This window comes from Streptomyces sp. P1-3, from assembly GCF_050613155.1.
GTDB lineage: Bacteria > Actinomycetota > Actinomycetes > Streptomycetales > Streptomycetaceae > Streptomyces.
This window is the reverse complement of record NZ_CP192512.1, coordinates 7,291,288-7,314,010: the sequence shown is the minus strand read 5'-3', so window position 1 is coordinate 7,314,010 and position 22,723 is coordinate 7,291,288. Positions and strand designations below refer to the sequence as shown.

The 22,723-nt window shown below is 72.3% G+C and carries 18 protein-coding genes; 7 read left to right on the top strand and 11 right to left on the bottom strand.

Annotated features, from left to right (window positions below; translation table 11 throughout):
• Positions 1-79 precede the first annotated feature (79 nt).
• Entirely contained in the window at positions 80-3,730 is a 3,651-nt protein-coding gene (locus ACQUSR_RS31175; protein ID WP_431046325.1) for a hypothetical protein, read from the top strand.
• 25 nt (positions 3,731-3,755) lie between these two features.
• Entirely contained in the window at positions 3,756-4,343 is a 588-nt protein-coding gene (locus tag ACQUSR_RS31170; protein ID WP_431046323.1) for a hypothetical protein, read from the top strand.
• A 21-nt stretch (positions 4,344-4,364) separates the two neighbouring features.
• On the opposite strand, the gene ACQUSR_RS31165 is transcribed toward ACQUSR_RS31170, so the two are convergent.
• Complete coding sequence (locus tag ACQUSR_RS31165) at positions 4,365-4,748, bottom strand: DUF5997 family protein (protein WP_431046321.1); 384 nt, start codon at positions 4,746-4,748, stop codon at positions 4,365-4,367.
• Between the two features lie 59 nt (positions 4,749-4,807).
• On the opposite strand from ACQUSR_RS31165, the gene ACQUSR_RS31160 reads away from it, so the two are divergent.
• Positions 4,808-5,575 carry a LysR family substrate-binding domain-containing protein gene (locus tag ACQUSR_RS31160; protein ID WP_431046319.1) on the top strand — a complete coding sequence of 256 codons (768 nt, stop codon included), beginning with the start codon at positions 4,808-4,810 and terminating at the stop codon, positions 5,573-5,575.
• Positions 5,576-5,599: 24 nt separating this feature from the next.
• Here ACQUSR_RS31160 and ACQUSR_RS31155 read toward each other — a convergent pair whose 3' ends face one another.
• The 6 genes from ACQUSR_RS31155 to ACQUSR_RS31130 form a co-directional block, all read right to left on the bottom strand.
• Positions 5,600-5,731: a hypothetical protein gene (locus tag ACQUSR_RS31155; RefSeq protein ID WP_431046317.1), complete on the bottom strand. Its 132-nt coding sequence runs from the start codon at positions 5,729-5,731 to the stop codon at positions 5,600-5,602.
• Between the two features lie 4 nt (positions 5,732-5,735).
• Positions 5,736-6,563, bottom strand: a complete 828-nt coding sequence (locus ACQUSR_RS31150) for a type IV toxin-antitoxin system AbiEi family antitoxin domain-containing protein (protein ID WP_431046315.1) — start codon at positions 6,561-6,563, stop codon at positions 5,736-5,738.
• Between the two features lie 127 nt (positions 6,564-6,690).
• Positions 6,691-8,796, bottom strand: a complete 2,106-nt coding sequence (locus ACQUSR_RS31145) for an ATP-binding protein (RefSeq protein ID WP_431046313.1) — start codon at positions 8,794-8,796, stop codon at positions 6,691-6,693.
• The gene (locus ACQUSR_RS31140; RefSeq protein WP_431047952.1) at positions 8,793-9,560 is read right to left on the bottom strand and encodes a DUF4255 domain-containing protein; all 768 of its coding nucleotides are present in this window, start codon (positions 9,558-9,560) and stop codon (positions 8,793-8,795) included. Before ACQUSR_RS31140 ends, ACQUSR_RS31145 begins: the two co-directional genes overlap by 4 nt.
• 97 nt (positions 9,561-9,657) lie before the next feature.
• Positions 9,658-12,174, bottom strand: coding sequence for a VWA domain-containing protein (locus ACQUSR_RS31135; protein WP_431046311.1), 2,517 nt, complete (start codon positions 12,172-12,174; stop codon positions 9,658-9,660).
• Between the two features lie 334 nt (positions 12,175-12,508).
• Positions 12,509-13,147 (bottom strand): helix-turn-helix transcriptional regulator, encoded by a 639-nt coding sequence (locus tag ACQUSR_RS31130; protein ID WP_431046309.1) that lies wholly within the window; start codon positions 13,145-13,147, stop codon positions 12,509-12,511.
• A 206-nt stretch (positions 13,148-13,353) separates the two neighbouring features.
• On the opposite strand from ACQUSR_RS31130, the gene ACQUSR_RS31125 reads away from it, so the two are divergent.
• Positions 13,354-14,727, top strand: a complete 1,374-nt coding sequence (locus ACQUSR_RS31125; RefSeq protein WP_431046307.1) for a hypothetical protein — start codon at positions 13,354-13,356, stop codon at positions 14,725-14,727.
• A gap of 38 nt (positions 14,728-14,765) precedes the next feature.
• On the opposite strand, the gene ACQUSR_RS31120 is transcribed toward ACQUSR_RS31125, so the two are convergent.
• From ACQUSR_RS31120 to ACQUSR_RS31110, 3 genes are all read right to left on the bottom strand, one after another.
• Positions 14,766-15,590: a DUF4157 domain-containing protein gene (locus ACQUSR_RS31120; protein ID WP_431046306.1), complete on the bottom strand. Its 825-nt coding sequence runs from the start codon at positions 15,588-15,590 to the stop codon at positions 14,766-14,768.
• A 194-nt stretch (positions 15,591-15,784) separates the two neighbouring features.
• On the bottom strand, positions 15,785-16,519 hold the full coding sequence (locus tag ACQUSR_RS31115) for a Mut7-C RNAse domain-containing protein (protein WP_431046304.1): 735 nt from the start codon (positions 16,517-16,519) through the stop codon (positions 15,785-15,787).
• 121 nt (positions 16,520-16,640) lie between these two features.
• Entirely contained in the window at positions 16,641-18,656 is a 2,016-nt protein-coding gene (locus ACQUSR_RS31110) for a DUF2264 domain-containing protein (protein ID WP_431046302.1), read from the bottom strand.
• Positions 18,657-18,831: 175 nt separating this feature from the next.
• Between ACQUSR_RS31110 and ACQUSR_RS31105 the strand changes: the two genes are divergently transcribed.
• The 3 genes from ACQUSR_RS31105 (at position 18,832) to ACQUSR_RS31095 (ending at position 20,950) form a co-directional block, all read left to right on the top strand.
• Positions 18,832-19,260: an RNA-binding S4 domain-containing protein gene (locus ACQUSR_RS31105; RefSeq protein ID WP_431046300.1), complete on the top strand. Its 429-nt coding sequence runs from the start codon at positions 18,832-18,834 to the stop codon at positions 19,258-19,260.
• A 179-nt stretch (positions 19,261-19,439) separates the two neighbouring features.
• On the top strand, positions 19,440-19,871 hold the full coding sequence (locus tag ACQUSR_RS31100; RefSeq protein WP_431046298.1) for a YchJ family protein: 432 nt from the start codon (positions 19,440-19,442) through the stop codon (positions 19,869-19,871).
• Positions 19,872-19,966: 95 nt separating this feature from the next.
• Entirely contained in the window at positions 19,967-20,950 is a 984-nt protein-coding gene (locus ACQUSR_RS31095; protein WP_431046296.1) for an NAD-dependent epimerase/dehydratase family protein, read from the top strand.
• Between the two features lie 251 nt (positions 20,951-21,201).
• Here the strand turns inward: ACQUSR_RS31095 and ACQUSR_RS31090 are convergent, their stop codons facing one another.
• Positions 21,202-22,500 (bottom strand): NAD(P)/FAD-dependent oxidoreductase, encoded by a 1,299-nt coding sequence (locus tag ACQUSR_RS31090; RefSeq protein ID WP_431047951.1) that lies wholly within the window; start codon positions 22,498-22,500, stop codon positions 21,202-21,204.
• Positions 22,501-22,723: the final 223 nt, after the last annotated feature.

Here is a 22,723-nt window from a genome sequence, read left to right as displayed (position 1 = left end):
CACCCGGTGGATCCCGGCCGCCGCACATGCTGGCGGGTATGGCGGGTGACGGGGACGGCGGGATGGACCGGGAGATGCCGTGAAGGCAGCATCGGAGAAGTCCGCGTCACGGGACCACCAGGACCACCATCGGTCGCAGCCGACTGCGGCCCGCACTCCCGACGGGCCCCCGGCCCGTCCGCCAGCGGTCTCCGGCGGCGCCCAGGCCCTGGACCACCGCGATCTCCGGCGTCTCCAGGGCGCGGTGGGCAACGCCGCGGTCTCGCGACTCGTGGCGCAACGCTACACCGCTCCGGTGAAGCCTCCGCCCGCGCAGGACGCGCGCTTCCGCAAGGTGAAGGCGGATGTGGCGGCGAAGAAGCAGAAGATGGCGCATCATCCGCCGGCGGCGAACGAGTCGAAGGCCGCGCAGGACGCGGCCGTGGCCCCGCCGGACGACAAGGAGGCGCAGGGCAAGGCGGCCAACGCCGAGAAGATGAACGCGGCCAAGCCGGGTGAGTTCGACAAGCGGGCGTTCATCGCCGCGGTCAACGAGGCCATCGCCAAGCAGGCGCCGAAGAACCTCGACGAGGCGGACAAGTTCTCCGAGTCCGGCAAGGCCGACAAGGTCAAGGAACAGGTCGACGGCAAGGTCTCCGACGGCAAGGACACCTCGGCGAAGGACATCGAGACCACGACCAAGGCGGAGCCGGACACATCGGCGGCCAAGGAGAAGCAGGTCACGCCGATGTCCCCGGACCGGCCGCCGGGGAATCCGGGCGCGCCGAGCGCCGAGGACGCGATTCCGGAGAAGCAGCCGCCGGAGGTCACGGACTTCTCCGAAGGGCCGAAGCGGACCGACAAGGAGATGGCGGACGCCGAGGTCACCGAGGAGCAGCTGGCCAAGGGCAACGAGCCGCAGTTCGACGAGGCGCTGGGCGAGAAGAAGAAGGCCGAGGCGCATTCCGCGAAGGCTCCGGCGGAGGGCCGGGCGGCGGAACAGGAACAGTTGGCGGCGGCGAAGGCGCATGCGGCGGCGTCCGGCGAGAAGGCGATGGCGTCGCTGACCACGACCCGGGCGACGGCGGGCAAGGCGGTCGACGGCGGCAAGGGCGAGACGAAGTCCAAGGACGAGCAGCAGCGCGAGAAGGTCACCGCGAAGCTCCAGAAGGTCTTCGACGCGACGAAGAAGGACGTCGAGGAGACACTGGCGGGCCTGGACAAGAAGGTCGACGACCAGTTCACGCAGGGAGAGAAGGCGGCGCGGGACGCGTTCACCGCCGACCACGAGCGGCGCATGAAGGCGTACAAGAAGAAGCGCTACAGCGGCTTCTTCGGCCCGGCGAAATGGGCCAAGGACAAACTCGCGGGCATGCCGGAGGAGGCGAACCAGCTTTACCAGGAGTCGCGCAAGCTCTACGTCGGCCAGATGCAGAGCGTCATCTCCGGCATCGCCGACACGATCGGCGCCGAACTGGGCAAGGCCAAGGCCCGCATCGCCCAGGGCCGCAAGGACCTGAAGGCGGAGGTCGACAAACTCCCGGACGATCTGAAGAAGTTCGGCGAGGAGGCGGCGAAGGACTTCGCGGGGAAGTTCGAGGATCTCGAATCACAGGTCAACGACAAGAGCCAGGAGCTGGTGCAGACCCTGGCCCAGAAGTACACCGAAGCGTTGAACGCGGTGGACGAGGAGATCAAGAAGCTCCAGGAGGCGAACAAGGGTCTGGTGCAGAAGGCCGTGGACGCGGTCGTCGGGGCCATCAAGACCATCATCGAACTCAAGAACCTCCTCCTCGGCATCCTGGCCAAGGCCGCCAGCGCCATCGGGAAGATCATCAAGGACCCGATCGGCTTCCTGGGCAACCTGGTGAAGGCGGTGGGTTCGGGTCTGAACCTGTTCATCACGAACATCGCCGACCACCTGAAAAAGGGCCTGGTCGCGTGGCTGCTGGGCACGGCCACGAAGGCGGGCATCGAGATCCCGGAGAAGTTCGACCTCAAGGGCATCATCAAGCTGATCGCCTCGATGCTCGGCCTGACGTGGGCGAACATCCGCGCCAGAATCGTGCGCAAGGGCGTCCCGGACCAGGCGATAGAGGCGGTCGAGCAATCGCTCCCGGTGGCCCAGGCACTGGCCCGCGAGGGCCCCTCCGGCGCGATGGAGAAGATCCAGGAGGAGGCGGGCGACCTCAAGGCCAAGATCCTCGACGACCTGAAGTCCTATCTCATCCCCACGGTCATCGTCGCCGGTATCACGTGGATTCTCTCCCTGCTGAATCCGGCGTCGGCGTTCGTCCGCGCGGTCAAGGCGATCGTCGACATCGTCAGCTTCATCGTGAACCAGGGCGCCCAGATCGTGCAGTTCGTCAACGCGGTCCTGGACGCGGTCATAGCCATCGCGAACGGCGGGGCGGCGGGCGTCCCGCAGATGGTCGAAACGTCCCTGGCGGCCAGCATCCCCCTGCTGATCGGGCTCCTGGCCTCGCTCCTGGGCATCGGCGGTCTGGCGAACAAGGTGAAGAGCGTCTTCCACGCGGTGGGGCGGCCGGTGAAGCGGGCGATCGACAAGGTCGTGGACTTCATCGTCAGGAAGGGCAAGGCGCTCTGGGCGAAATTCAGGAAGAAGGATCCCGCGCACAACAAGCCGGGCGGCAAGGACGGGACCGAGGAGATAACGGCGCCTCGGAAACTCGTCGAACCGGGCAGCGCCACGCTCAAGAATCCCTCACCGAAGCTCGCCCAGGAAGTGGAAGCAGTCGGCGGCGAGCACTCCATATACAGCAAGAGTGGCGACCCGGCCGCCGTCACCAAGGACATACTGACTCATCATAAAGACGCACATTACGATAAGAGGAGTAAGACCCTCACGCTGCCCCGGGTTTCGATGGAAAGCAAACCCGAGACGCTGTCGGAGCTCGGAGCCCAGCTGGGACAGCAGACCGGCGTGAGCAAGGTGATCGTTGAGAAGCAGAAGCACAGCGCGATACTCTGGGGCTCGATAAATCCACGCATCCGGCTGGCCACCTTGGCGAACCTGGATCAAGATCTTGCCATTGTCATGTTGGCCGTGGAGAAGTCCGGAGACGTGGTCAAGTTCCTCAAGGACATATCAAGCAAGGGCGGCTCGAAGACCATCGCGGTCAATAAGGGAGGCATCCAGGGGGAAATGAATCTCGACCTCTTCGAGAAGGCCTGGAACAAGCAGATCGACGGGAAGCTGAAGGTCAGAGCCTGGATCAAGGATCAATTCCGGCAGGTACAGAAGAACCATCACGAATGGATCCCGAGCGACCTGATACTGGATGTGACGAAGCAGGCAGCCACCATGGCGGAAGAGGGTCCCCCGTTGATCGACATGCAGAACGACCTCCGCAATGAGACGTTCTGCGTCGTCTTCAACGAAAAAATGGGACGACCGGAAATCGTTGAGGACCACTTCGTGCCGAACGGTCACGCCGGCGCCGTGTACTTTGCCGATCCCCAGCCGGCCAAGGGCCAACTCCTTGGGAAGCGGTCCCTCTACGAGGAGGACTTCCACAACGAGCTGCGAGACGCGTTCAACAAGAGCCAGACGGCCAAGGATGCCGCGAAAAACGCCCTGTCCGTTGCCAAGAAGTGGATATGGACAGGCGACCCCATGAGCCTGCCCATCCATCCGAAATGCCTGGACAGGAAACGCAAGAAGCTGGAGCCGGGCACCCAGCGGGACAGGTACCAGGAAATCATGAACATGTTCAGCAAGCACACATGAGACCGAAGGCTGAAAGGTTCACACTATGTCGCTCGTTCGCGGATCGAGCAGAGATGCCCTGGAGTGGATCGACGCATCGGAACTCACTACCGAGCAGAAATCCGAGCTCGCGCGGTTCGTCAACCGGTTTCCCACGCTGACGTACTCCAGGGCGTCTCGGGAACTGCTCGACGACATGGAGAACCGGCACGGGGTGAGAATCCCCGGTTGGCTGCGAACGCTGAGCTCCGCCGTGGCCTTGATCGGAGACTTCCCGGAATTCCAAGTGGAGAGCTACGCCCACTGGACACCCCGCATGGACCATGTGGACCCCGGCTGGTACACGAGCGAGTGGGGTTACGCGAATGAGCAGGAGCGCCAGTCGTTCGTCCAGGCCGGAATGTATCCCATTGCCCTGTGGATCGAGGACGCGCTCTCGTATCTCGCCGTCAACATCGCCGACGAGCACGATCAAAGGATCTTCGAGTTCACCGGCGAGGATATTTCGGATGACCTCCGCAACAGCCTGCCGGCGGACTCGTCCGTCTTCCCGGTCTACGACTCCTATACCGAGATGGTGTCCCGTATCGTCCAGCTCCGGATGCCGGACGGCTCGGTCGTCGAGGCGCGGTGAGCCGTGACGCGGGCGGCGCTGTCAGCCCGCCTGCTCCGCGTTCTTCTCCTTGATGCGCACTGCTTCCTTGCGCACCTCGGCCTGGGTGGCGCGCTCCTTCTGGAGCCACTCGGGGCTGTCCTTCTTCAGGGCGTCGATCTGCTCCGTGGTGAGCGGCTCGGTGACTCCGCCGCGGGCGAGACCCGAGATGGAGACGCCCAGCCTGGCGGCGACCACCGGCCGGGGGTGCGGGCCGTTGCGGCGCAGCTCCCGCAGCCACTCGGGCGGATCGGCCTGCAGCGCGCTCAGTTCGTCGCGCGTGACGACGCCCTCCCGGAACTCCGCGGGGGTGGCCTCGAGGTACACACCCAGCTTCTTCGCCGCGGTCGCGGGCTTCATGGACTGGGTGCTCTTGTGCGACGTCATGAGGTCAAGGATATCGAGCGTGTGCGCTGCCTCCGACCACACCCGGTAGCCTGGGCCGAGTGACAGGTTCGGAAACACCCTCCTCGTTCCGGCTGGCTTACGTACCGGGCGTGACACCCGCCAAGTGGGTGCGGATCTGGCACGAGCGGCTGCCCGACATCCCGCTGGATCTCGTCGCGGTGCCCGCCGCCGAAGCGCCCGACGTGTTGCGCCGCGGCGGCGCCGACGCGGGCTTCGTGCGGCTGCCGATCGACCGGACCGATCTCAGCGCCATCCCCCTCTACACCGAGACGACGGTGGTCGTGGTGCCGAAGGACCACCTCGTGGCGGCGGTCGACGAGGTGTCCGCTGAGGATCTGGCCGACGACGTCGTGTTCCATCCCCTCGACGACACCCTCGACTGGGAGCGGCGGCCGGGACGGCCCGCGATCGAGCGCCCCGCCACGACGGCGGACGCGGTCGAACTGGTGGCGGCAGGGGTGGGACTCCTCGTCGTCCCGCAGTCGCTCGCCCGCCTGCACCACCGCAAGGACCTCACGTACCGGCCGGTCACGGACGCTCCTCAGTCCCGTGTCGCGCTGTCGTGGCCCGAGGACGCGACCACGGACATGGTGGAGGACTTCATCGGGATCGTCCGCGGGCGGACCGTCAACAGCACACGGGGCCGCACCCAGGCCCCGGCCCAGCCGAAGGCCAAGAAGCGCTCTGACGCGAAGGGCGGCGCACGGCCCAAGCCCGCGGCCGGAAAGGCGGCCGGCAAGAGCTCGCGGGGCGCTTCCGGCGGCCCCAAGGGGGGCAGGCGGGGCAAGCCTCGCCGGCGGTCGTAGCGATCGCGGCGGATCACGTGCGGCTCACGTGCGGCGGAAGCGTGCCTGGCGCGGTGGCGCGAGGATGGTCTCCGGTGCGTACGTGTCGGCCCAGGTGAAGCGGAGCAGCGTGAGGCCGGGCACGATCACCGCCAGCCGGTTTGGGGGTCCCCCCACGCCCTCAAGGGCGTAGGGGGAGGAACCGGTCCTGGTAGAGGGCTGGGAGAGCGCCGTGCGCGGATCTGCCGTCGGCCTCGACGCCGACGAGTCGGGCGGGCCAGCCCAGATCGATGCGGAACCGCCAGCCCTGCTGCGGGTCCTGGATCCGCCACTGGAGGACGGGTGGGGGCAGGCCGCCGTCCAGGCAGATGAGCCGGATCCGGGTCTCCAGAGGGCTCTCCGCTCGGGCGTCGGCCAACGGCACCCAGGTCCGGGCCCGAGGGGCGCCGGGCCGGCCGGACAGGTGGGTCAGGACGGTCCGGCGGTCGGCCTCGGCCAGCAGCCGCTGGTGGAGGGCGGAGTCCAGGGCGCTCACGGCCTCCTCCCGCGGTAGCGCCAGCAGCAGATCCGCGCAGGTGCGCGCCGGGGTGGTCAGCGCGACGCCGCGGAGGAGCATGCGGGCGCCGGGCGGGAGGTTCGTGCGGTGTACGTGTCGGCCCACGCGCGAGCGCAGGCCGTGGCCCGATGGGGCGGCGAAGTGCAGGGCGCCGTCGTCTCTCGGCAGGCCCTGGACACCGAGCAGGCGCGCGGCCGTGAGGCCCGCGGCCACGACGCGCGGTCCGCATCCGAGGAGGACGGCGCGCACCCGAGACCGCAGTGGCGGACCGCAGGGGTCCGCGCCCACCCAGCAGCGGCCCCGGGCCAGCGGGACCCACTGTCCCGACCGGACCATCCGGCGTACGTCGTCCGGCCGGGCTCCGGCGGCCCGGAACGGAGCGGTGGTCACCACCCAGTCCTGCCGGGCCGCCACGGCACGGACCCGGTGCAACACCTCGTGACTGATCCCCATGTCGCACCATGGTGCAAGCACCGCGGATCTCCCGCTCGGCCCTGTGGATAAGTCGCGCGGTGACCTCTGGTGCCGCGTGGTGACCCCTGGCGTCGCATGCCGGCGCCTGACCGCGCCCGGTGCGCCTTCAGGTCAGCAGGTCCATGTACGGGCCGAACTCCGACGCCAGCGTCAGCCGGCCCAGTTTCTGGTACTCCCGCTGCACCGCGTGGATCAGGTCCGCCATCGCCACGGGTGCGCCCGACTCCGCCGACAGGTACGCGGCCGTCACCGCCACGGAGCGGATGTTGCCGCCCGCCAGGTCGAAGGACTCCGCGCAGAAGTCCAGGTCCAGGTCCGGCGAACACGGGACCGGGGCCAGGCAGCGTTCCCAGAGCAGCCTGCGCTGGGCCGCGTCCGGCACCGGGAAGTCGATGACGAGGTCCAGGCGGCGGGTGAAGGCGTCGTCCAGGTTGGCTCGGAGGTTCGTGGCCAGGATGGCCAGGCCGTCGAAGGTCTCCATACGTTGCAGGAGGTAGGCGCTTTCGACGTTGGCGTAGCGGTCGTGCGCGTCCTTCACCTCCGACCGTTTGCCGAAGATGGCGTCCGCCTCGTCGAAGAGCAGGACGCCGTTGATGCCCGCCGCCTCGGAGAAGATCCGCTCCAGGTTCTTCTCCGTCTCGCCCACGTACTTGTCGATGACCGTCGCCAGGTCCACCGTGTAGAGGTCCAGTCCCAGGTCCGCGGCGACGACCTCCGCCGACATCGTCTTGCCGGTTCCCGAGTCGCCGGCGAAGAGCACGGCCACGCCGCGGCCCCGGCCGCCGCCCGGGCGCATGCCCCACTCCCCCAGGACGCGGTCGCGATGGCGGGCGCGAGCGGCCAGTTCGCGGAGTTGGGTCAGGGAGTCCTTCGGCAGAACCAGGTCCTGCCAGGTCACGGCGGGTTCGACGCGGCGCGCCAGGCGGTCTAGGCCCGCCGCGTTCTGGGCGCGGGCGCCCGCCCTGATGTGGTCCGGGAGAAGCTCACCACCGTCCAGCAGCGCCGTCTGTGCCGCGCTTCTCGCCGCCCGCGCGATCTGGTCGGGCGTCAGCAGGAACGGGGACAGTACCCGGGTCACGTCCAGATGAGCCGGGACGTGCTCCCCGTAGGCCCGCGTCCACAGCCCCGCCCTCGCCGTCGGCTCCACCCTCGGCGCGTGCAGCAGCACCGGCGGGCGCGCGGACCAGTTCGCGTCCCATGGGGCCCTGCCGACCAGGACCACCGGCAGTGGGGTGTCCGCCACCGCCCGGATCGCCTCGGGCCGCTCCCGGATCAGCGCGTCGACAGGTCCGCACACCACGCCGGAACCCGTGAGGCGGGCCTCGCGGGTCAGAACGCGTACGGCCTCCGTCGGGTTCGGGTCCTCCGCCAGGCGCTCCAGGTCCACGCCCAGGACCCCGCGGCCCGACTCTTCCAGCGCCGACGCCGCCAGCGCCGTGCCCGCGCCGCCCTGCTCCTCCTTCACGTACACCAAGTGCGCGCCCGCGTTGAGGGCCCGTGCCAGCGGGGACGGATCGCCCACACGCGGGACGTCGCCCACCCCGGGTACGTCGTGCCAGGGCGCCAGGACGTCCGCGATGCGCGGGTCCGGGGTGTCGTCGCCGAGCAGGTGGGCGGTCACACGGTCGGGGACGCGCAGCGCCCGCGCCAGGAACGGGCGATCCGGCTCCTCCACCAGCAGCAGGCCGCCCGCGCGCAGCGGCGAGAGCGGATGCAGGCGCGCCCGCGCGCCCGCGTCGGCCGCCGGCACGCCGCACAACCCCAGCGCCAGGCCGGTCGACGGGCGGCGGCGTGTCACGTCGTCGTTCAGATAGCCGTAGAACGCCTCGAAGCGGTCGTCGAGATCCGGGACCAGCGCGATCAGCAGGATCTCCACGTCCAGCTCCGTCAGGTCGAACTCCGCCGCCAGTGAGCGGAGTCGTGTCGCACCCGGCGTCCGTGACTCCGCCTCGGCCACCAGAGGCGGCTCCGCCGCGTCCGGCCCCGCGACCTCCCGGCCCTCCTCCAGCAGGCGGCGCACCGCCTCGTCGCTCAGGTACAGGCCGCGGAACGCGTCGTCCGGATTCGGGTCGACGGACTGCCGGGCCTCCACCGCCCGGCGTACACGCTCCTCGATGATGACCGCGCGGTCGAGGAGATGGCGCAGGCTCGCCTCCTTGAGCAGGCTCGCCTCCCGGTGCCGGTCCGCGTACGGCTCCCGTGCCGCGCTCATTCCGGCCCTTCCGACGGCCCCGGCCGCTGTCCCGGCCCCTCCGCGACCCTTGACGCGATGCCGCTCCGGCGTGCACCGCCCGCGTCGCCGTCCGGGCGCGGCGGGGCCCCCGGGCGCCTGCCGTACACGGGGATCCGTCTGCCGTCCGGCGTCGTCGCGTACGGTCCCGAGGGCTCGGCCCCCTCCCCACCGTGGTCCGAGAGGCCGACGCGCAGGCCCTCCTCGCCGACCGGTGGGCCCGCCTCGTACACCGGCGAATCGGTGACCGGCACGCTCACCACGAGATCCAGCGACGGCTTGAGTTCGCCGCCGAGCGCGCTCCATACGTCGGCGAACGATCGGTCCTCCGGTGGCGGCAGGGCGATGGTCATGGGGACGGCCACGCCGATCTCCGCGAGAGAGCCGGTGAGCCGTTCGGGCGGAAGGGCCTCGTGGCGCAGCAGGCAAGACAGCAGTGAGGCGAGGAGGCGGTGCTCGTCCTCGGGGCGCTTGGTCCAGGCGGTGATGAGATACGAGAGCTTGAAGTAGCGGGGCGGGCGGTGGCGGGCCACGACCCTGCCCTGCTCGTCGTACTGGTTGTGCAGGCCGCGCTCCCGCCGCCGCATGTCCTCCCGTATGTCGTACAGGTACAGATTGACCGTGGGCGCGTTGACCTTGGCGGCCCAGTCTCGCGTGGGCGCGTCGAAGACCACCGATATCTGGGCGCCTTCGATCGCTTCCGCCCGGAACAGCGTGCGCAGGGCCTCGTCGACCTCATGGATCACTGTGGGCGTCTCCCGGTTCTCGATCGCGCTCACTGCTCGGTCTCGTGTGGCGTCAGCGCTCGGCCTCGTACGGCGTCAGCGCTCGGTCTCGGTGGCGTCAGCTCCGGCCCCGGAAGTCCGGCGGCTCCAAGTTCCGTTGGACGGCCAGGAACGGCTTGCGCAGGGGCTCCAGTCCCCCTACCTCGGCGCGCAGCACGCGCGGGCCGAGCCGGTCCTTGCGCAGGACCAGGACCTGCGCCTCGAAGGTGCCGTCCCGTCCTACCCGTACCGCCGAACGTGCCGCCGTGATCCCGGGCTGCCAGGTGAGGCGGACCGTGCTGCCGGGCGGGAAGTCCTTGCCGCGCGCCACCACCGTCTGGCCGGGCGGGCCCACCTCCGGGGTGATCGTGAACTTCGGCTGGAGGACGCGGAGCCGGGCACTGGCCTTGTTGTTCCCCGCCTTCGGGTCGCGCGGCGTGCCGCGTACGGAGACCGTCACGTCACCGTTGACCGCCGTGCGGTAGACCGCCTGCTGGGTCACGGTGAGGCGCTTGCCCGGGGCGATGGTGCACGGGTCGCTGTCCGTGCACCCCGGCAGCCGGCCGACGCTGCGCTTCGCCGCGTCGGCTGTACGGGGCCACGAGGTGCTCAGCACCACGCCCTTCGCCGTCTTGGGACCGGTGTTCGTGATCGTGAAGACCGCGGTGGCCGCCCGGCCCGTGTACGTGCGCTCGCGCGCGATGTTCACCAGAACCGCCAGGTCGGCCTCGTTCGGCACCGGGGCGGGGACGACCTTGAACGTCGCCGTGTCGGTGCCCTTGTTGCCCGCGGAGTCGGTCGCGGAGCAGGTGACCGTGGTCGCGCCCAAGGGGAAGAGGGAGCCCGACGCGTGGTCGCAGGTGGCGGGAAGCCGTCCGTCGACCGCGTCTACGGCCGCCGCGGTGAAGTCGATTTTCGCGCCGTCCTTGCCGGTGGCCTCGACCGTGCGGTCGTCCACGACGACCTGCGGTGCCTCGACGTCGTTGACGCTGATGGTGATGCGCTGCTGGTAGGCCGGTACGGGATCGTCGTCGCCCCCGTCGCCGCCCCCCGGGCCCTCGGTGTCACCACCCGGGCCCTCGGTGTCACCGCCGGGACCCTCGGTGTCACCGCCCGGGCCACCGACCTCGCCACCGGGACCGCCCACGTCACCACCGGGGCCGCCCACATCACCGCCAGGGCCACCCACGTCACCACCGGGACCGCCCACACCACCGCCAGGCCCGCCCACGTCACCGCCAGGGCCGCCGACCTCGCCACCCGGCCCGCCATTCGCGCCGCCATGCGCGCCACCGTGCGCGCCGCTGGTGACGCTGCCGATGAGGCCGCCGATGACCCCGGCGTTCTGGCCGCCGTCGGATCCGCCGATCGCGCCCGCGACGGCCCCCGCTGTCGACTCTTCGCCGGAGCCGCCCGAGTCGCTCGTGCCTCCCGAACCGCTCGTCCCGCCCGCATCGTCGGAGCCGCCCGACGCGCTCGTACCTCCCGCGGCGTCCGAGCCGCCCGAGGCGCCCGAGGCGCCGGATCCGCCGGTCGAGTGGCCGAACGTGCTGTCCCGCGCCTCGGCGTCGCCGATCACCGTGTCCGGGGTTCCGCCGCCCGGCACCTTTCCGTCCACGAGGAACTGGATGCCGCAGGACAGTTCGGCCCCCTGCGGGGCGTCCTCCGCCACCTTGATCGTTTCCTTGAACGCGGCGGTCTCGCCGCTGGTGACGGTCCGGGTCGCCGGTTCCAGGGTGACGGTCAGGGACGGGTGGCAGGCGAGGATCTGGTGGCTGACGGTGGTGGGGAGGTTGGAGAGCCCCTCCGCGATGGTGTCGGCCACCCGGTCGGAGTCGATGCCCTCGAAGAGCTTGCCCCCGGTGGCGTCGACGGCCTTCGTGGCCTGGTTCGGCTCGTGTGTGGGCTCGCCGGGCTGGCCGTTGCCGTTGTCGCCGTTGCCGTTGAGCCCGTCGCCGACGGGGGTGTCGATGTCCACGGCGAGGATGCGCGCGCCCTTGCTCTGCAGCGCGTTGACGGCCTCCGTCAGCGTGTGCCCCAAGCTGGGGTCGTGGCTCGACGCGTCGCCGACGAGGACCACGACAGGGCTCGCGCCGTCCCGGAAGGCCGTCCCGTCCTCCCCGTTGTTGGCGACCTGCCACAGCGCGTTGATCCAGTCCTCGGAGGGGCTGAAGTTTCCCAGGTCGGCCGTGAGCTTCCCGACGCCCCTCTTCACTGCGTCCAGGTCGTCGGTCAGCCCCTGTAGGACCTGGTACGCCCGCTCCCCGTCGGCCGCGTCACCATAGGTGGCCACGGCGAACCGGGCGTCGTCCTGCTCCCGGGTCACCGCGTCCGTGATGAGGTTCAGCTGGTCCTGGATGTTGCCGATGCTGCGATCCATGCTGCCCGTTCCGTCGACCAGCAGCACCACGTCCGGCCGCGGCGGCACCACCGGCGTACGGACCCGCTTGTCCACCGTGAGGGAGCCGCCGGGGTCCAGGGCGTCCTGGACACGCGCGGGCGTGACGGTCGGCTCCGGCTCCGGCGGCCGGGTGGGGGCGGCCGTGCCGGGTACGACGCTGATCACCAGGATCAGCGCGGCGGTGAGGCCGGCCACGCGGAAGGCCCCGGCGGCCCGTGCCCCGGCCCGCCGGAAGCCCGCCGCCCCGGTCCACCGGAAACTCGCTGCCCTGCTCGATCCGAGGCCCGCGGCTCCGGTCGACCGGAAGCCTCGGAGCCGCATGCCGCGTGGTCGAAGGCGTCGAAGGCGCTGAACCCCCCGCACGGAACACCCCATTCGAGATCGGCGCGCCGGGCCGGATCGGTGCGCTGGGCTCCAACGTCGCGCGGGCACGCGGCGCGTACAGCGGGAGGTGAGCCAACCCTTCGGGTACGGCCCCGTGCCCGAACGTGCATCCGGGTCGCATCGCGACCGCTCTACGCTCCGGCGGTCAGATCAGGCCCTGCCGCAGCGCGTACGCCACCGCGTGCGAGCGGTTCCGCAGATTGAGCCGGGCCATCACCGCGTGCAGGACGTTCTTGATGGTCCGCTCGGAGTAGGACAGCTTCAGGGCGATGTCGGCGGTGTCGTACCCCTCGGCGACCAGTCGCAGCACCTCGACCTCCCGCGCGGACAACCCGGTGAGGTTCAGCCCGCGCGGTCCGAGCACCTCGCCCTGCAGCTTGCCGACCTGTTCCAGCAGACTGCCGAGCAGGTCCGCCGGAACGTGTCCCTCTCCTCTCGCCACCGCCCCGATGACCTGCACCAGGCGCTCCGGGGTGGCCTCGGAGCGCCGTACGACGCCGACGAAGCCGCACTCCGCCGCGCTCATCAGCTGCTGTTCGTCGATGTGGGTGGTGACCAGCACTCCCCGCGCGGCGCTGGTTCGCTGGATCTGCCGCAGTATGCGGAGCACGGTGTCGTCGACCGCGTCCACGACGACCAGGACGACCTGGGCCGTCTCGGTGCCGTCCCGGTCGATGAGGCGTACTTCGGGCCGGGTCCGTAGATGACTGGCCACTCCGGCCTGCGAGATGGGGTCCTGGGCTCTCAGGTCCACTGGGATACGGTCGGCAGTTGTCTGATTCATGTCGGTTCCTCCCCCTAGAACGGCGACGCCATCACGCTGCTGTCATACCCTGCGCCTCGCTCCTCCCCGGCCGACACGTCTTCCCCTGCCAAGCACGTTATCCACCCAGGGAAACTGACGATGGCTCAGAGAGAACCTCATTGTGCCCGAAAGTGTTCCTGTGCGGCCGCTCCTTCGCTGTCCTACCCGGCCGTACGGTTCGCGCCATGAGTGTTTCGGCGAGTCTGGACGAGTCTTCCGTCACCGTCGAGCCCGGTGGCGAGGCTGACCTCCCCGTAACGGTGCTCAACTCGGGCACCACCGTCGAGGAGTTCCGGTTCGAGGTGGTCGGTCCGTGCGCCGGCTGGACCACCGTGGAACCGGAGAGTCTGTCGCTCTACCCCGGCGCGTCCGGCACCGCGACGCTGAAGCTGCGCCCGCCGCGCGACCACCGGATCGCCCCCGGCGAGACGCCGCTCGGGCTGCGGGTGGTGCCCACCGGTGACGCCGCGCAGGCGGTGGTCCCCGAACGCACCGTGACGGTGCTGGCGTTCTCCGAGGTCACCTCGGAGCTGGTGCCGCGCACCTCGCACAGCCCTTGGCGCGGTCGGCACAAGGTGGCGGTGGACAGCAGGGGCAACACGCCCGTGACGGTCATGCTGACCGCCCAGGAGGGCGGCGGGCGGGCCCGTCTGCTCTTCGAACCGGCCGAGCTGGAGATCCCGCCGGGGCAGGCGAAGTTCTCCACGGTGACCATCCGCCCCACCAAGCGCGTATGGCGCGGCGCGCCGGTCACCCACCCCTTCCAGGCGGTGGTCGCGCCGAAGCCGGTGCCCGGACGGGATCCGCACGCGCCGGTGGTCGTGGACGGCTCGTACGCGCAGCAGGCCATCCTGCCGCGCTGGCTGCCCCGCGCGCTGATCGCGGCCTGTGTGCTGGCGGCGATGCTGGTCGGGCTCTGGTTCTCGGTGCTGCGGCCCACCGTGCGGTCCGCGGCGCGGGAGGCGATCACCCCTGAGGCGGTGGAGTCCGCCATCGACAAGGGGAAGGACGGCGGCAACGGCGGCCAGAGCCCGGGCGAGACGGGCGGCGCGAACGGCTCGGGCGGGGCGAACGGCGGGGCCAGCGGCGGGGCGAACGGGGGCTCCGGCGGCGCGAACGGGTCCGGCAAGCCGAAACCGTCGCCCGGTTCGTCGGCCAAGCCCGGCGAACCGGGCGGGCCGGGAGCGCCGACCAGCGCCCGGAAGCAGGTCAAGGACTCGGTGGGCGGCGGCGCGACCACCGAACCGGTCATCGAGGTGCCGAAGGGCAAGACCTTCGAGCTGACCGACATCGTGGTCCAGAACCCGCAGGGCGACGCGGGCACGGTGGTCGTCTCCAGCCAGGACGGCCAGTTGCTGAATCTGGCGCTGGAGAACTTCCGCGACTCCGACTACCACTTCGTCACCCCGATCGAGGTGCCCGCGGAAGGCGAGGTCACCATCTCGGTCACCTGCCGCGAGGTGGGCAAGCCGGTCAAGGCCCCGACCCCTTCGCAGTGCGCGGAGTCGCTGTTCCTCGGCGGCACGCTGCGGGCGGACGACTCGGCGGAGGACGACTGAGGTGGTGACTGACCGGCCCGGCCCTTGGCCGGGCCGCGTCACTCCGGCGGTGCTTCCTCGTCCTCCTCGGCGCCCGCCGGGGCCCGCTGGACGAACAGGCCCTGGACGTCCGCCGGTTGCTCGTCCTCGCCTTCGTCCGCGGCCCGCTGTACGGCGGCGGGGGCGGCCGGGGCCGGCTCGGAGGGCCGCGCCATCGCCCGTTCGGCATTGGCGGTGGCCTCCTGCTCGAAGCGGTCGGAAGGGTCGCTGACCCTGATCCCGCCCGGTGCCTCGGTGCCGTCGACCGGCCCGTTCCGCTGCTGGATGACGTGGGTCAGTTCATGGGCGAGCGTGGTGCGGCCCGCGTGCGAGGAGGGGTCATAGGCGTCGCGCTGGAAGACGACGTTGTTGCCCACCGTGTAGGCGCGGGCGCCGACCTCGCGGGCCGAGTCGTGCGCCCGCGAGTCGTTGTGCACCCGCACGTCGGAGAAGTCGGCACCGAGCCTGGACTCCATGTCGGACCGGGTGTCGGCGTCCAGGGACTGCCCGCCGCCGGACGCGACCACGTCGTGGACGGACGAACGTGGCGGGGTGGGCGGGGTATCCTCGCCTGCCTCCTCCGGCGCGGCCTCCTGCGCCGCCCGGGCGGCGCGCTCCCGCTGGATGGCCGACCCCACGGCGCTGTTGCCCACCGCCCGCTGCAACGTGCCCATGCCGGAGGAGCCGATCACATCCGTACGGCCCGTGGCCGCGGCCTTGAACAGATGCGGCAGCTCCGCGGGCCCTGGTGCGTCCTGAGGCCCCCGCGGTCCCGTTGTCTCGTCGTGTTCGTGCCGGTGCTCGCGTTCGTGCTCGTACCCGGTCTCGTGTTCGTGTGCATGCATCGTCTGTCGCTCCCTCGGGGCGTCACGCCCGGCCGGACGTCTCCCGGTCCATCCCGGTCACCAGCCTCGCGGGCAGCCGCGGTGGGCGTCCAGGTCGGGCTCCGCCGGGCGGGGGCAGGCCCGTCTGCCCCTTCGGGCATCTGTGCGGTGCGTCGTCGTACGCGGCCCGCCCGTGGGCGGGAACACGGCGCGCCTCACACCGCGGCGCCGCCGAACTCCCGCATCGCGCCGTCCACGATCGCCTCGAGCTGGGCGTGGTGGGCCCCGCGCCAATAGACGCGCTCGCACGCCGTGCACTGCGCGAAGACGTCGTACGTACGGCGCGTGCCGTGCTCCAGGCGCTCGCGGACCGCGTCCTTGTCGGCCTCCTGAAGCAGCCCGTTGCAGGCGGTGCACCGCGTCCACGGAGCGAGCCGGGGCGCGAACCGGCCGAGGACGTCCCGCAGTTGCTCGTCGGGCCGCTCGCTGTAGACGTACGCGCCCGCCCAGAGCTCCCGCCGCCGCAGCAGTCCGCGGTCACGGGAGAGCAGGACGCGCCGCTCCGCCGCCGATCGGGCCGCCAGCTCCGGGTCGCCGATGTCCTCGCTCTCGTACGCCGCGTCCACCCCCAGGAGGCGCAGCCGCCGGGCGAGTGTGCCCAAGTGGACGTCGAGCAGGAAGCGCAGCGGCGCTCCCGGCACCCGCTGCGGACGCTCGACCGGACGCACCTCGACGCTCTCGCCCGGGCCGGGTACGTGCGAGGCCGACCGCTCGCGGCCGTCGACGAGCAGTCGGCCGACCTCGGTGAGCGGGACGCCGAGCGACTCGATGACGTGGCCGAGGGTGGACGAGCCGTCGGTGATGAGGGCCGTGCGGCCCTCCCGTCGCTCGGGTGCGGCGAGAAGCCGCAGCTCAGGGGCGAAGCTGAGGTGGATCTCCGGTCGGTTCACATGGTCAGGATGCCATCGCGGCGGGCGGTGCGGCGGAGGTTTTCCGCGGGTACGGAACCCGCCGGTACGGCGCACGCGCTCCTCGAGCCCCGTGGCCGGTTGTGGCGGGCGGCCGTCGTGGTCAGCCGGCGCGGTCGCGCACCGACGTGCCGCTGACCGTGACCGCGTGGCATACGCCGTCCGGCCAGCGGACCGCGACGGCGAAGGCGTCGGGTGCGGCGGCGGTGACCGTGACCTCCGGGTACGGACGGCCGGGGCCGGGGGCAGCCGTCAGCCGGGCCACGGCGGCGAACAGGTGGTACTCGTCCCCCGCCACCGTGCCGGTGAGGACGGGATACCGGGTGTGGGGCCCGTACGCCGTACCGCAGGCCGTCAGCCGTGCCGTGTCCTCGCCCCGGCCCCCGTCCCCTCCCCCGCCTCGGCCTAGTCCCTGGCCTTGGCCCTTGTTCCAGCCCTGCCCCTCGCTCCCGCCGAAGCCGTGGACGGCGATGAGCTCCGAGCGCGTCCCGGCCGACGGGTCCGCCGCCCAGCCGCTCTGCCGGACCTGTGTGCCCGCCGCGGCGCCGCCGACCAGGTGCGCGCGTACCTCGTCGGGGCCGTGCGCCAGGGTGACGGACACGATCCGGACGCCGGGCAGCGCGGCCCCGGCGACACGCGGGCGGTGCGCGGACGCCGCCCATGCGTCGCCGGTTCCCATCGGTTCGATACGCCCCCGCTCGGTGAGCTCGCCCTCGATGACCAGGGCGAAGTGGTTGTCGGGGAGCGCGCCGGGCGGGGTGGGCCCGGTGCGGGTGGAGTACGCGAGCCGCGCGTAGAGCGGGTCGTCGGGCTGGACGCCGTCGCCGGGCCGGACACCGTCACCGGGCTGGTTGTCGCTGCCGTGGTTGTGCAGCCGTACGAGCCCGTCCGCGGCCGTGGACTGGATCAGCCACCCGGGCACGGGCAGCGGGGTGACCGCGTCCCCGCGCTCGGCCGGAAGCGGTTCCTCCACCGCGGTCCACACGGGGTGGTCCGGCGGCATCAGCAGGCCGAGGAAGCCCTTGCTCGCCCAGTACGGGGACGCCGGGCCGGAGTAGGGCTGCACGGCGGGCTCGTACGGCCCGTACCAGCCGAGGTTCATCAGCCCGTGCGGGGCCGCCGCGCCCCGGTCGAGGAAGTGCCGCAGCGCTCCGGAGGCCAGTCGCCGGGTGGCACCCGGGGCCAGCGGGGTGCGGCCGGTCAGCGCGCCGAGCCAGGGCGCCGCCGCGGTGGCGAACCGGTAGGTGAGGGAGCGGCCCTGGTGGACGGGTGCGCCGTCGGCGCCGAACAGGAGGGCGGCCGCGCGCAGTTGGCCGGCGAGCCGGGGACCGTAGCGGGCCAGCAGCCGCCGGTCTCCCGCCAGATGCGCGTGCAGTGGCGGGTAGAAGTGCAGTGCCCAGCCGTTGTAGTGGTCGAAGGCCCGGGGACGTCCGTCGGTGTACCAGCCATCGCCCAGCCACCATCGCTCGATCCGTTCCAGACCGCGGTCCACGGCGCGCCCGGCGGCGTCGGGCTCCACCCCGACCTCGGCGAGGAACCCACCGACGGTCAGCGGGAACAGCCACCAGTTGTTGTCGCACGGCGTGCGGCGCAGTGCACCGCCCAGCCAGGCGGCGGCGCGCTCGCGCACCCGGTCGTCCAGCCGGTCCCAGAGCCAGGGCCGGGTGAGCCGGAGGCCGAGCGCGACGGACGCGGCCTCCACCATGGCCTGCCCGCGGTCGGTGACGGCCGGCCATGCCTCGGGGTGCGCGGCCGTCAGCTCGGGGTCGGTCACCGGGTGGGCGGTGCCCGACGCGAGTCCGTCGGCGTATCGGTCCAGCAGCCCGTGCGGGTCGTCCCCCTGGGCGCCGGCGATCCGGAAGGCCGCCAGCAGGAAGGTGCGGGCGTAGCCCTCCAGGCCGTCCGAACGCGGCCCGGACACGCTGGGCCGGGCGCCCGGCAGCAGGATGAGGGCCTGACCGGGGGTGGCATAGGGGCGCACGGCGGCCAGGAGGCCGTCGGCGACGGCCTCCCAGTGGGCGCGGGTCAGCCCGGTGAACGGGCTGAGCACGCGGTCTTCGGGCGGCAGCGGGAAGGGGTGGGCAGGGGGCGTGGGCGGAGTCGGAGGCGGAGCGGCCATGCGGGTTCTCTACCCGCGCCCGGACCGGCGCCCCAGACCCACGCCCGGACCCGCGCCCGGATCGGCGCCCGTTCCCGCCTTCGACTCCCGCCTCCATTCGCGAGTCCAGTGGGCCACCCGGCGGCCCGCCCCGATATTCCCGGTACCGGCCCGGGCTGCGACATAGACTCGGTGCGTGGCTTCAGACGAAGGGACCGTACGGGTCGACAGCTGGATCTGGTCCGTACGACTGACGAAGACGCGGTCGCTGGCCGCGACCGCCTGCCGGGCTGGGCACGTGCGGGTCAACGGGGAGCGCGTCAAGCCCGCGCATGGGCTGCGTCCGGGCGACGAGGTGCGGCTGCGGCACGCCGGACGCGAGCGGATCGTCGTCGTCTCACGCCTCGTCCGCAAGCGGGTCGGCGCCCCCGTAGCCGTCGAGTGCTACGTCGACAACAGCCCGCCGGCTCCGCCGCGCGAGGAAGTGGCGGTGGTCGCCGTGCGCGACCGGGGGACGGGCCGCCCGACCAAGCGGGACCGGCGCGACCTGGACCGGCTGCGGGGTCTGGAGGCGTCTCGGGTGGCGGCGGCGCAGTCCGCGGCGCGGGACGACGACGAGGAGTGACGCCCCACCGCTGGGCGAGGGCCTCGCGCCCGCTTCGGGCGACCGGGCACAGCGGGCATTCCGCGGCCCGGGGCATGGAGTAATCCGCATCATGGGGTGATCCGATCCTTCCGCGGGACACGGCTCCATGTGTCCCGCGGCCGCACATGTGCCCCTCGGCCGCAAGGGACAATGGAGCCATGTCCCGACGCACCCCCCGCCCGCGCCCGCGCCCGGCCGCCGACCGCGCCCCGGAGGGCTGCCCCTGCGGGCTGCCCGCCGCCTACGCCGACTGCTGCGGCCGGTTCCACGGCGGCCGGGCCCAGGCCGCCACCCCCGAGCAGTTGATGCGCTCCCGCTTCAGCGCCTTCGCCCTGCACGACGAGGCGTATCTGCTCCGCAGCTGGCACCCGGAGACGCGGCCGCCCGCCGTCGACTTCGACCCCGAGCTGCGGTGGCGGCGGCTGGAGATCCTCGGCAGCACGGACGGGGGCGCGTTCCGCAACGAGGGCACGGTCGAGTTCCGCGCCCACTACACCGCGCAGGGCCGACCGGGCGAGCTGCACGAGAACAGCCGCTTCGTCCGTCTCGACGGGGCGTGGGTGTACGTCGACGGGGTCATCGGCGACTGAACCGCCCCGGCCTCAGGGCCGGTTCGGCTCTGGGCGATTCTGCTGAGAGCATGCGGGCGTTCCCACGGCACCGGTCCGCGGGCAGAGTCGACCCCATGAGACTACTGATCTTGGGTGGCACGGAGTTCGTGGGCCGGTCGGTCGCCGAGGCGGCCGTCGCGCGGGATTGGGAGGTGACGGTCTTCCATCGCGGCCGCCACGCGCCGCCGGAGGGCGTCACGGCCCTGCACGGCGACCGTACCCGTGAGGACGGGCTGGCCGCCCTCGCCGAGGGCGAGTGGGACGTCGTCGTCGACACGTGGTCGGCCGCGCCCCGGGTCGTACGGGACGCGGCGCGGCTGCTGGCCGACCGCGTCGGCCGGTATGTGTACGTCTCCAGTGGCTCGGTGTACCGCCACCCCGTCCCCGCCGGGCTCGGTGAGGACGCTCCCCTGGTGGACGCCTCGCCCGACGACGGCGACGTCGACTACGCGGCGGCCAAGCGAGGCGCCGAGCTCGCCGTCCTCGACGCCTTCGGCGAGCGCGCGCTGCTGGCTCGCGCGGGGCTGGTCCTCGGCCCCGGTGAGAACATCGGGCGGTTGCCGTGGTGGCTGGGGCGGCTGGCGCGCGGCGGCGCGGTGCTGGCGCCCGGTCCGCGCGATCTACATATCCAGTACATCGACACGCGCGACCTGGCGGCCTGGATCCTGGACGCCGCCGAGAGCGGTCTCGGCGGGGCGTACAACCTGGTCGGCCCGCCGGGGCACACCACCATCGGCGAGCTGCTGGAGGCCTGTGCGCGGGTCACCGGCGGCACGGCCGAACTGCGCTGGACCGCTCCGGAGAAGATCGTGGCGGCCGGGATCGAGCCGTGGTCGCAGCTTCCGATCTGGCTGCCGCCGGGCGAACTGCACGACTCGATATTCCAGCGCGAGGTGTCCAAGGCGCTGGCGGCCGGGCTGCGGTGCCGCCCTGTGGCGGAGACGGTGGCCGACACGTGGGAGTGGCTGCGGGGGCTGGGCGGAGTGGCGCCGCAGCGGCCCGATCGGCCGCGGGTCGGCCTGGACCCGGAGACGGAGGCGAGGTTCCTGCGGGGCTGAACGGACCTGGCGGCGGGGGCCGTCCCGTACGACGAGGGCCGTCCCGTACGACGGGGGCCGTCCCGTACGTCCCGGGGCGGATCGCGTACCCCGTGGTGCGGCCCCGGCGAGGTCGGCGGCGCCCGCGCACGGCCGACCCGGCAACATCAGCGGCGGCGACGCACACCGCCAGCCCGGTGACGTCGCGGCGCCCGCGCGCGGCACCGACCCCGCGATGTCGGTGGCGCACGCGCGTCGCCCGCCCCGCGAGGTCAGCGGCGGGCGGCAGCGCCCTGTACGGCGATCCGTACCGGGCCCCCGTCCGGGTCCACCCGGACGGTCCAGTCCGCGGACAGGCACAGCGGCCGGTTCGGGATCGCGGTGCGGGCGGGCCGCTCGCGGTGCAGCTCGCGGCCGTCCTGGGCGACGATGAGCAGGGGCCGGGTGCGGAACTCCGCGATCCGCAGCGTGAAGTGACGGCCCACGGGCGGCGGTGCGCTGGGGTCGATGCGGTTCGGCGCCACCCAGCACAGCGGGGCCGCCGCCTCGACGGGCAGCCACGCGCCGGGCCAGGGCACACCGGCCAGGTGGCGCAGCACCGCCTCGGCGGTGTCCCGTCCGTCGCCCGCGGCGGCGTCCGCCGGTTCGACGGGGTGCAGCAGGTTGCCCGCGGCGAAGACACCGGGCCGGGAGGTGCGGAACCACGGGTCGACCGCGGGGCCCAGGGTGCCGGGGTCGAGGGCGATCCCGCCGGTCCTGGCCAGCTCGTGTTCGGGGATCCAGTCGCCGGTGAAGACCACCGTGTCGCAGTCGAGGGTCGCGGTGCGGCCGTCCGCGCGGCGGAGCCTGATGCCCGTCAGCCGGTCGCGGCCGAGCAGTTCGGTGACCGTGGCGCCGGTGAGCAGCGGGATCCGGCGGTGGAGCCGGGCGGCGGCGGCGAACGCCGGGAAGGACTGGTGGCGCGGGAGGTCGGTGACCATGGCGACGACGTCGGTACCGGCGCGGCGCAGGGCGAGCACCGCGAAGTAGCTGACGTGTTCGGCGCCGACGACGACGGCGCGGGTGCCGACGGGCTGCCGGTAGATGTTGACGGTCTGTTGCAGCTCACCCGTGGTGAACACCCCGGCGGGCCGGGTGCCGGGGATCAGCCGTGCGTTGCGCGGGCGTTCGCGGGCGCCGGTGGCGAGGACGACGGCTTTGGCGGTGACCCGTTCCGCTCCGCCGGGTCCGGTGAGGTCCAGGGTGAGCGGCCCGGTCCAGCCGGTGGCGGTGACCGAGGTCCGCACGCGGGCTCCGGCGCGGGCCGCCGCGTCGGCCCAGTGGCGGGCGTAGTCGGGACCGCTGAGCGGGCGGCGCACGTCGCGCAGCCCGTATCCGGTGTGGTGGGAGTGGCGCGGGGCGCCGCCGGCCCGCCGTTCGCGGTCCAGGACCTCGACGGTGCCCGCTCCGGCTTCGGCCAGACGGGCGGCGGTGGCGAGCCCGGCCGGACCCGCGCCGATGACGAGCACGTCGACGGAGCGCGCGCGGGGGGCGTCGGCGAAGCGCGTACGAGGCGCGTCGGCGAAGGCCACGCGACCGTCGTCGGCGGAAGCCGCCTCGGGGTCCTCGGGGACCTCGGGGACCTCGGCAGCGGCCGTGCGGCCGTCGTCGGTGGAGCCCACGGCACCGCCGCCGGCGGCCGTGCGGCGGTGGTCGGTGGCGGAGTGCGTGCGGGGTTCGTCGGCGGAGACCTCACGGCCGTCGTCGGCGCGGGCCGTGGTGGCCCCGCAGGTCCTGGTGCCGCAGGTCGTGGAC

Bases quoted from the DNA above. Each gene is read 5' to 3' on its own strand.
- ACQUSR_RS31150 (WP_431046315.1), bottom strand. From the start codon at position 6,563: ATGGGGATCAGTCACGAGGTGTTGCACCGGGTCCGTGCCGTGGCGGCC.
- ACQUSR_RS31170 (WP_431046323.1), top strand. From the start codon at position 3,756: ATGTCGCTCGTTCGCGGATCGAGCAGAGATGCCCTGGAGTGGATCGAC.
- ACQUSR_RS31125 (WP_431046307.1), top strand. From the start codon at position 13,354: ATGAGTGTTTCGGCGAGTCTGGACGAGTCTTCCGTCACCGTCGAGCCC.
- ACQUSR_RS31145 (WP_431046313.1), bottom strand. From the start codon at position 8,796: ATGAGCGCGGCACGGGAGCCGTACGCGGACCGGCACCGGGAGGCGAGC.
- ACQUSR_RS31130 (WP_431046309.1), bottom strand. From the start codon at position 13,147: ATGAATCAGACAACTGCCGACCGTATCCCAGTGGACCTGAGAGCCCAG.
- ACQUSR_RS31120 (WP_431046306.1), bottom strand. From the start codon at position 15,590: ATGCATGCACACGAACACGAGACCGGGTACGAGCACGAACGCGAGCAC.
- ACQUSR_RS31110 (WP_431046302.1), bottom strand. From the start codon at position 18,656: ATGGCCGCTCCGCCTCCGACTCCGCCCACGCCCCCTGCCCACCCCTTC.
- ACQUSR_RS31095 (WP_431046296.1), top strand. From the start codon at position 19,967: ATGAGACTACTGATCTTGGGTGGCACGGAGTTCGTGGGCCGGTCGGTC.
- ACQUSR_RS31100 (WP_431046298.1), top strand. From the start codon at position 19,440: ATGTCCCGACGCACCCCCCGCCCGCGCCCGCGCCCGGCCGCCGACCGC.
- ACQUSR_RS31165 (WP_431046321.1), bottom strand. From the start codon at position 4,748: ATGACGTCGCACAAGAGCACCCAGTCCATGAAGCCCGCGACCGCGGCG.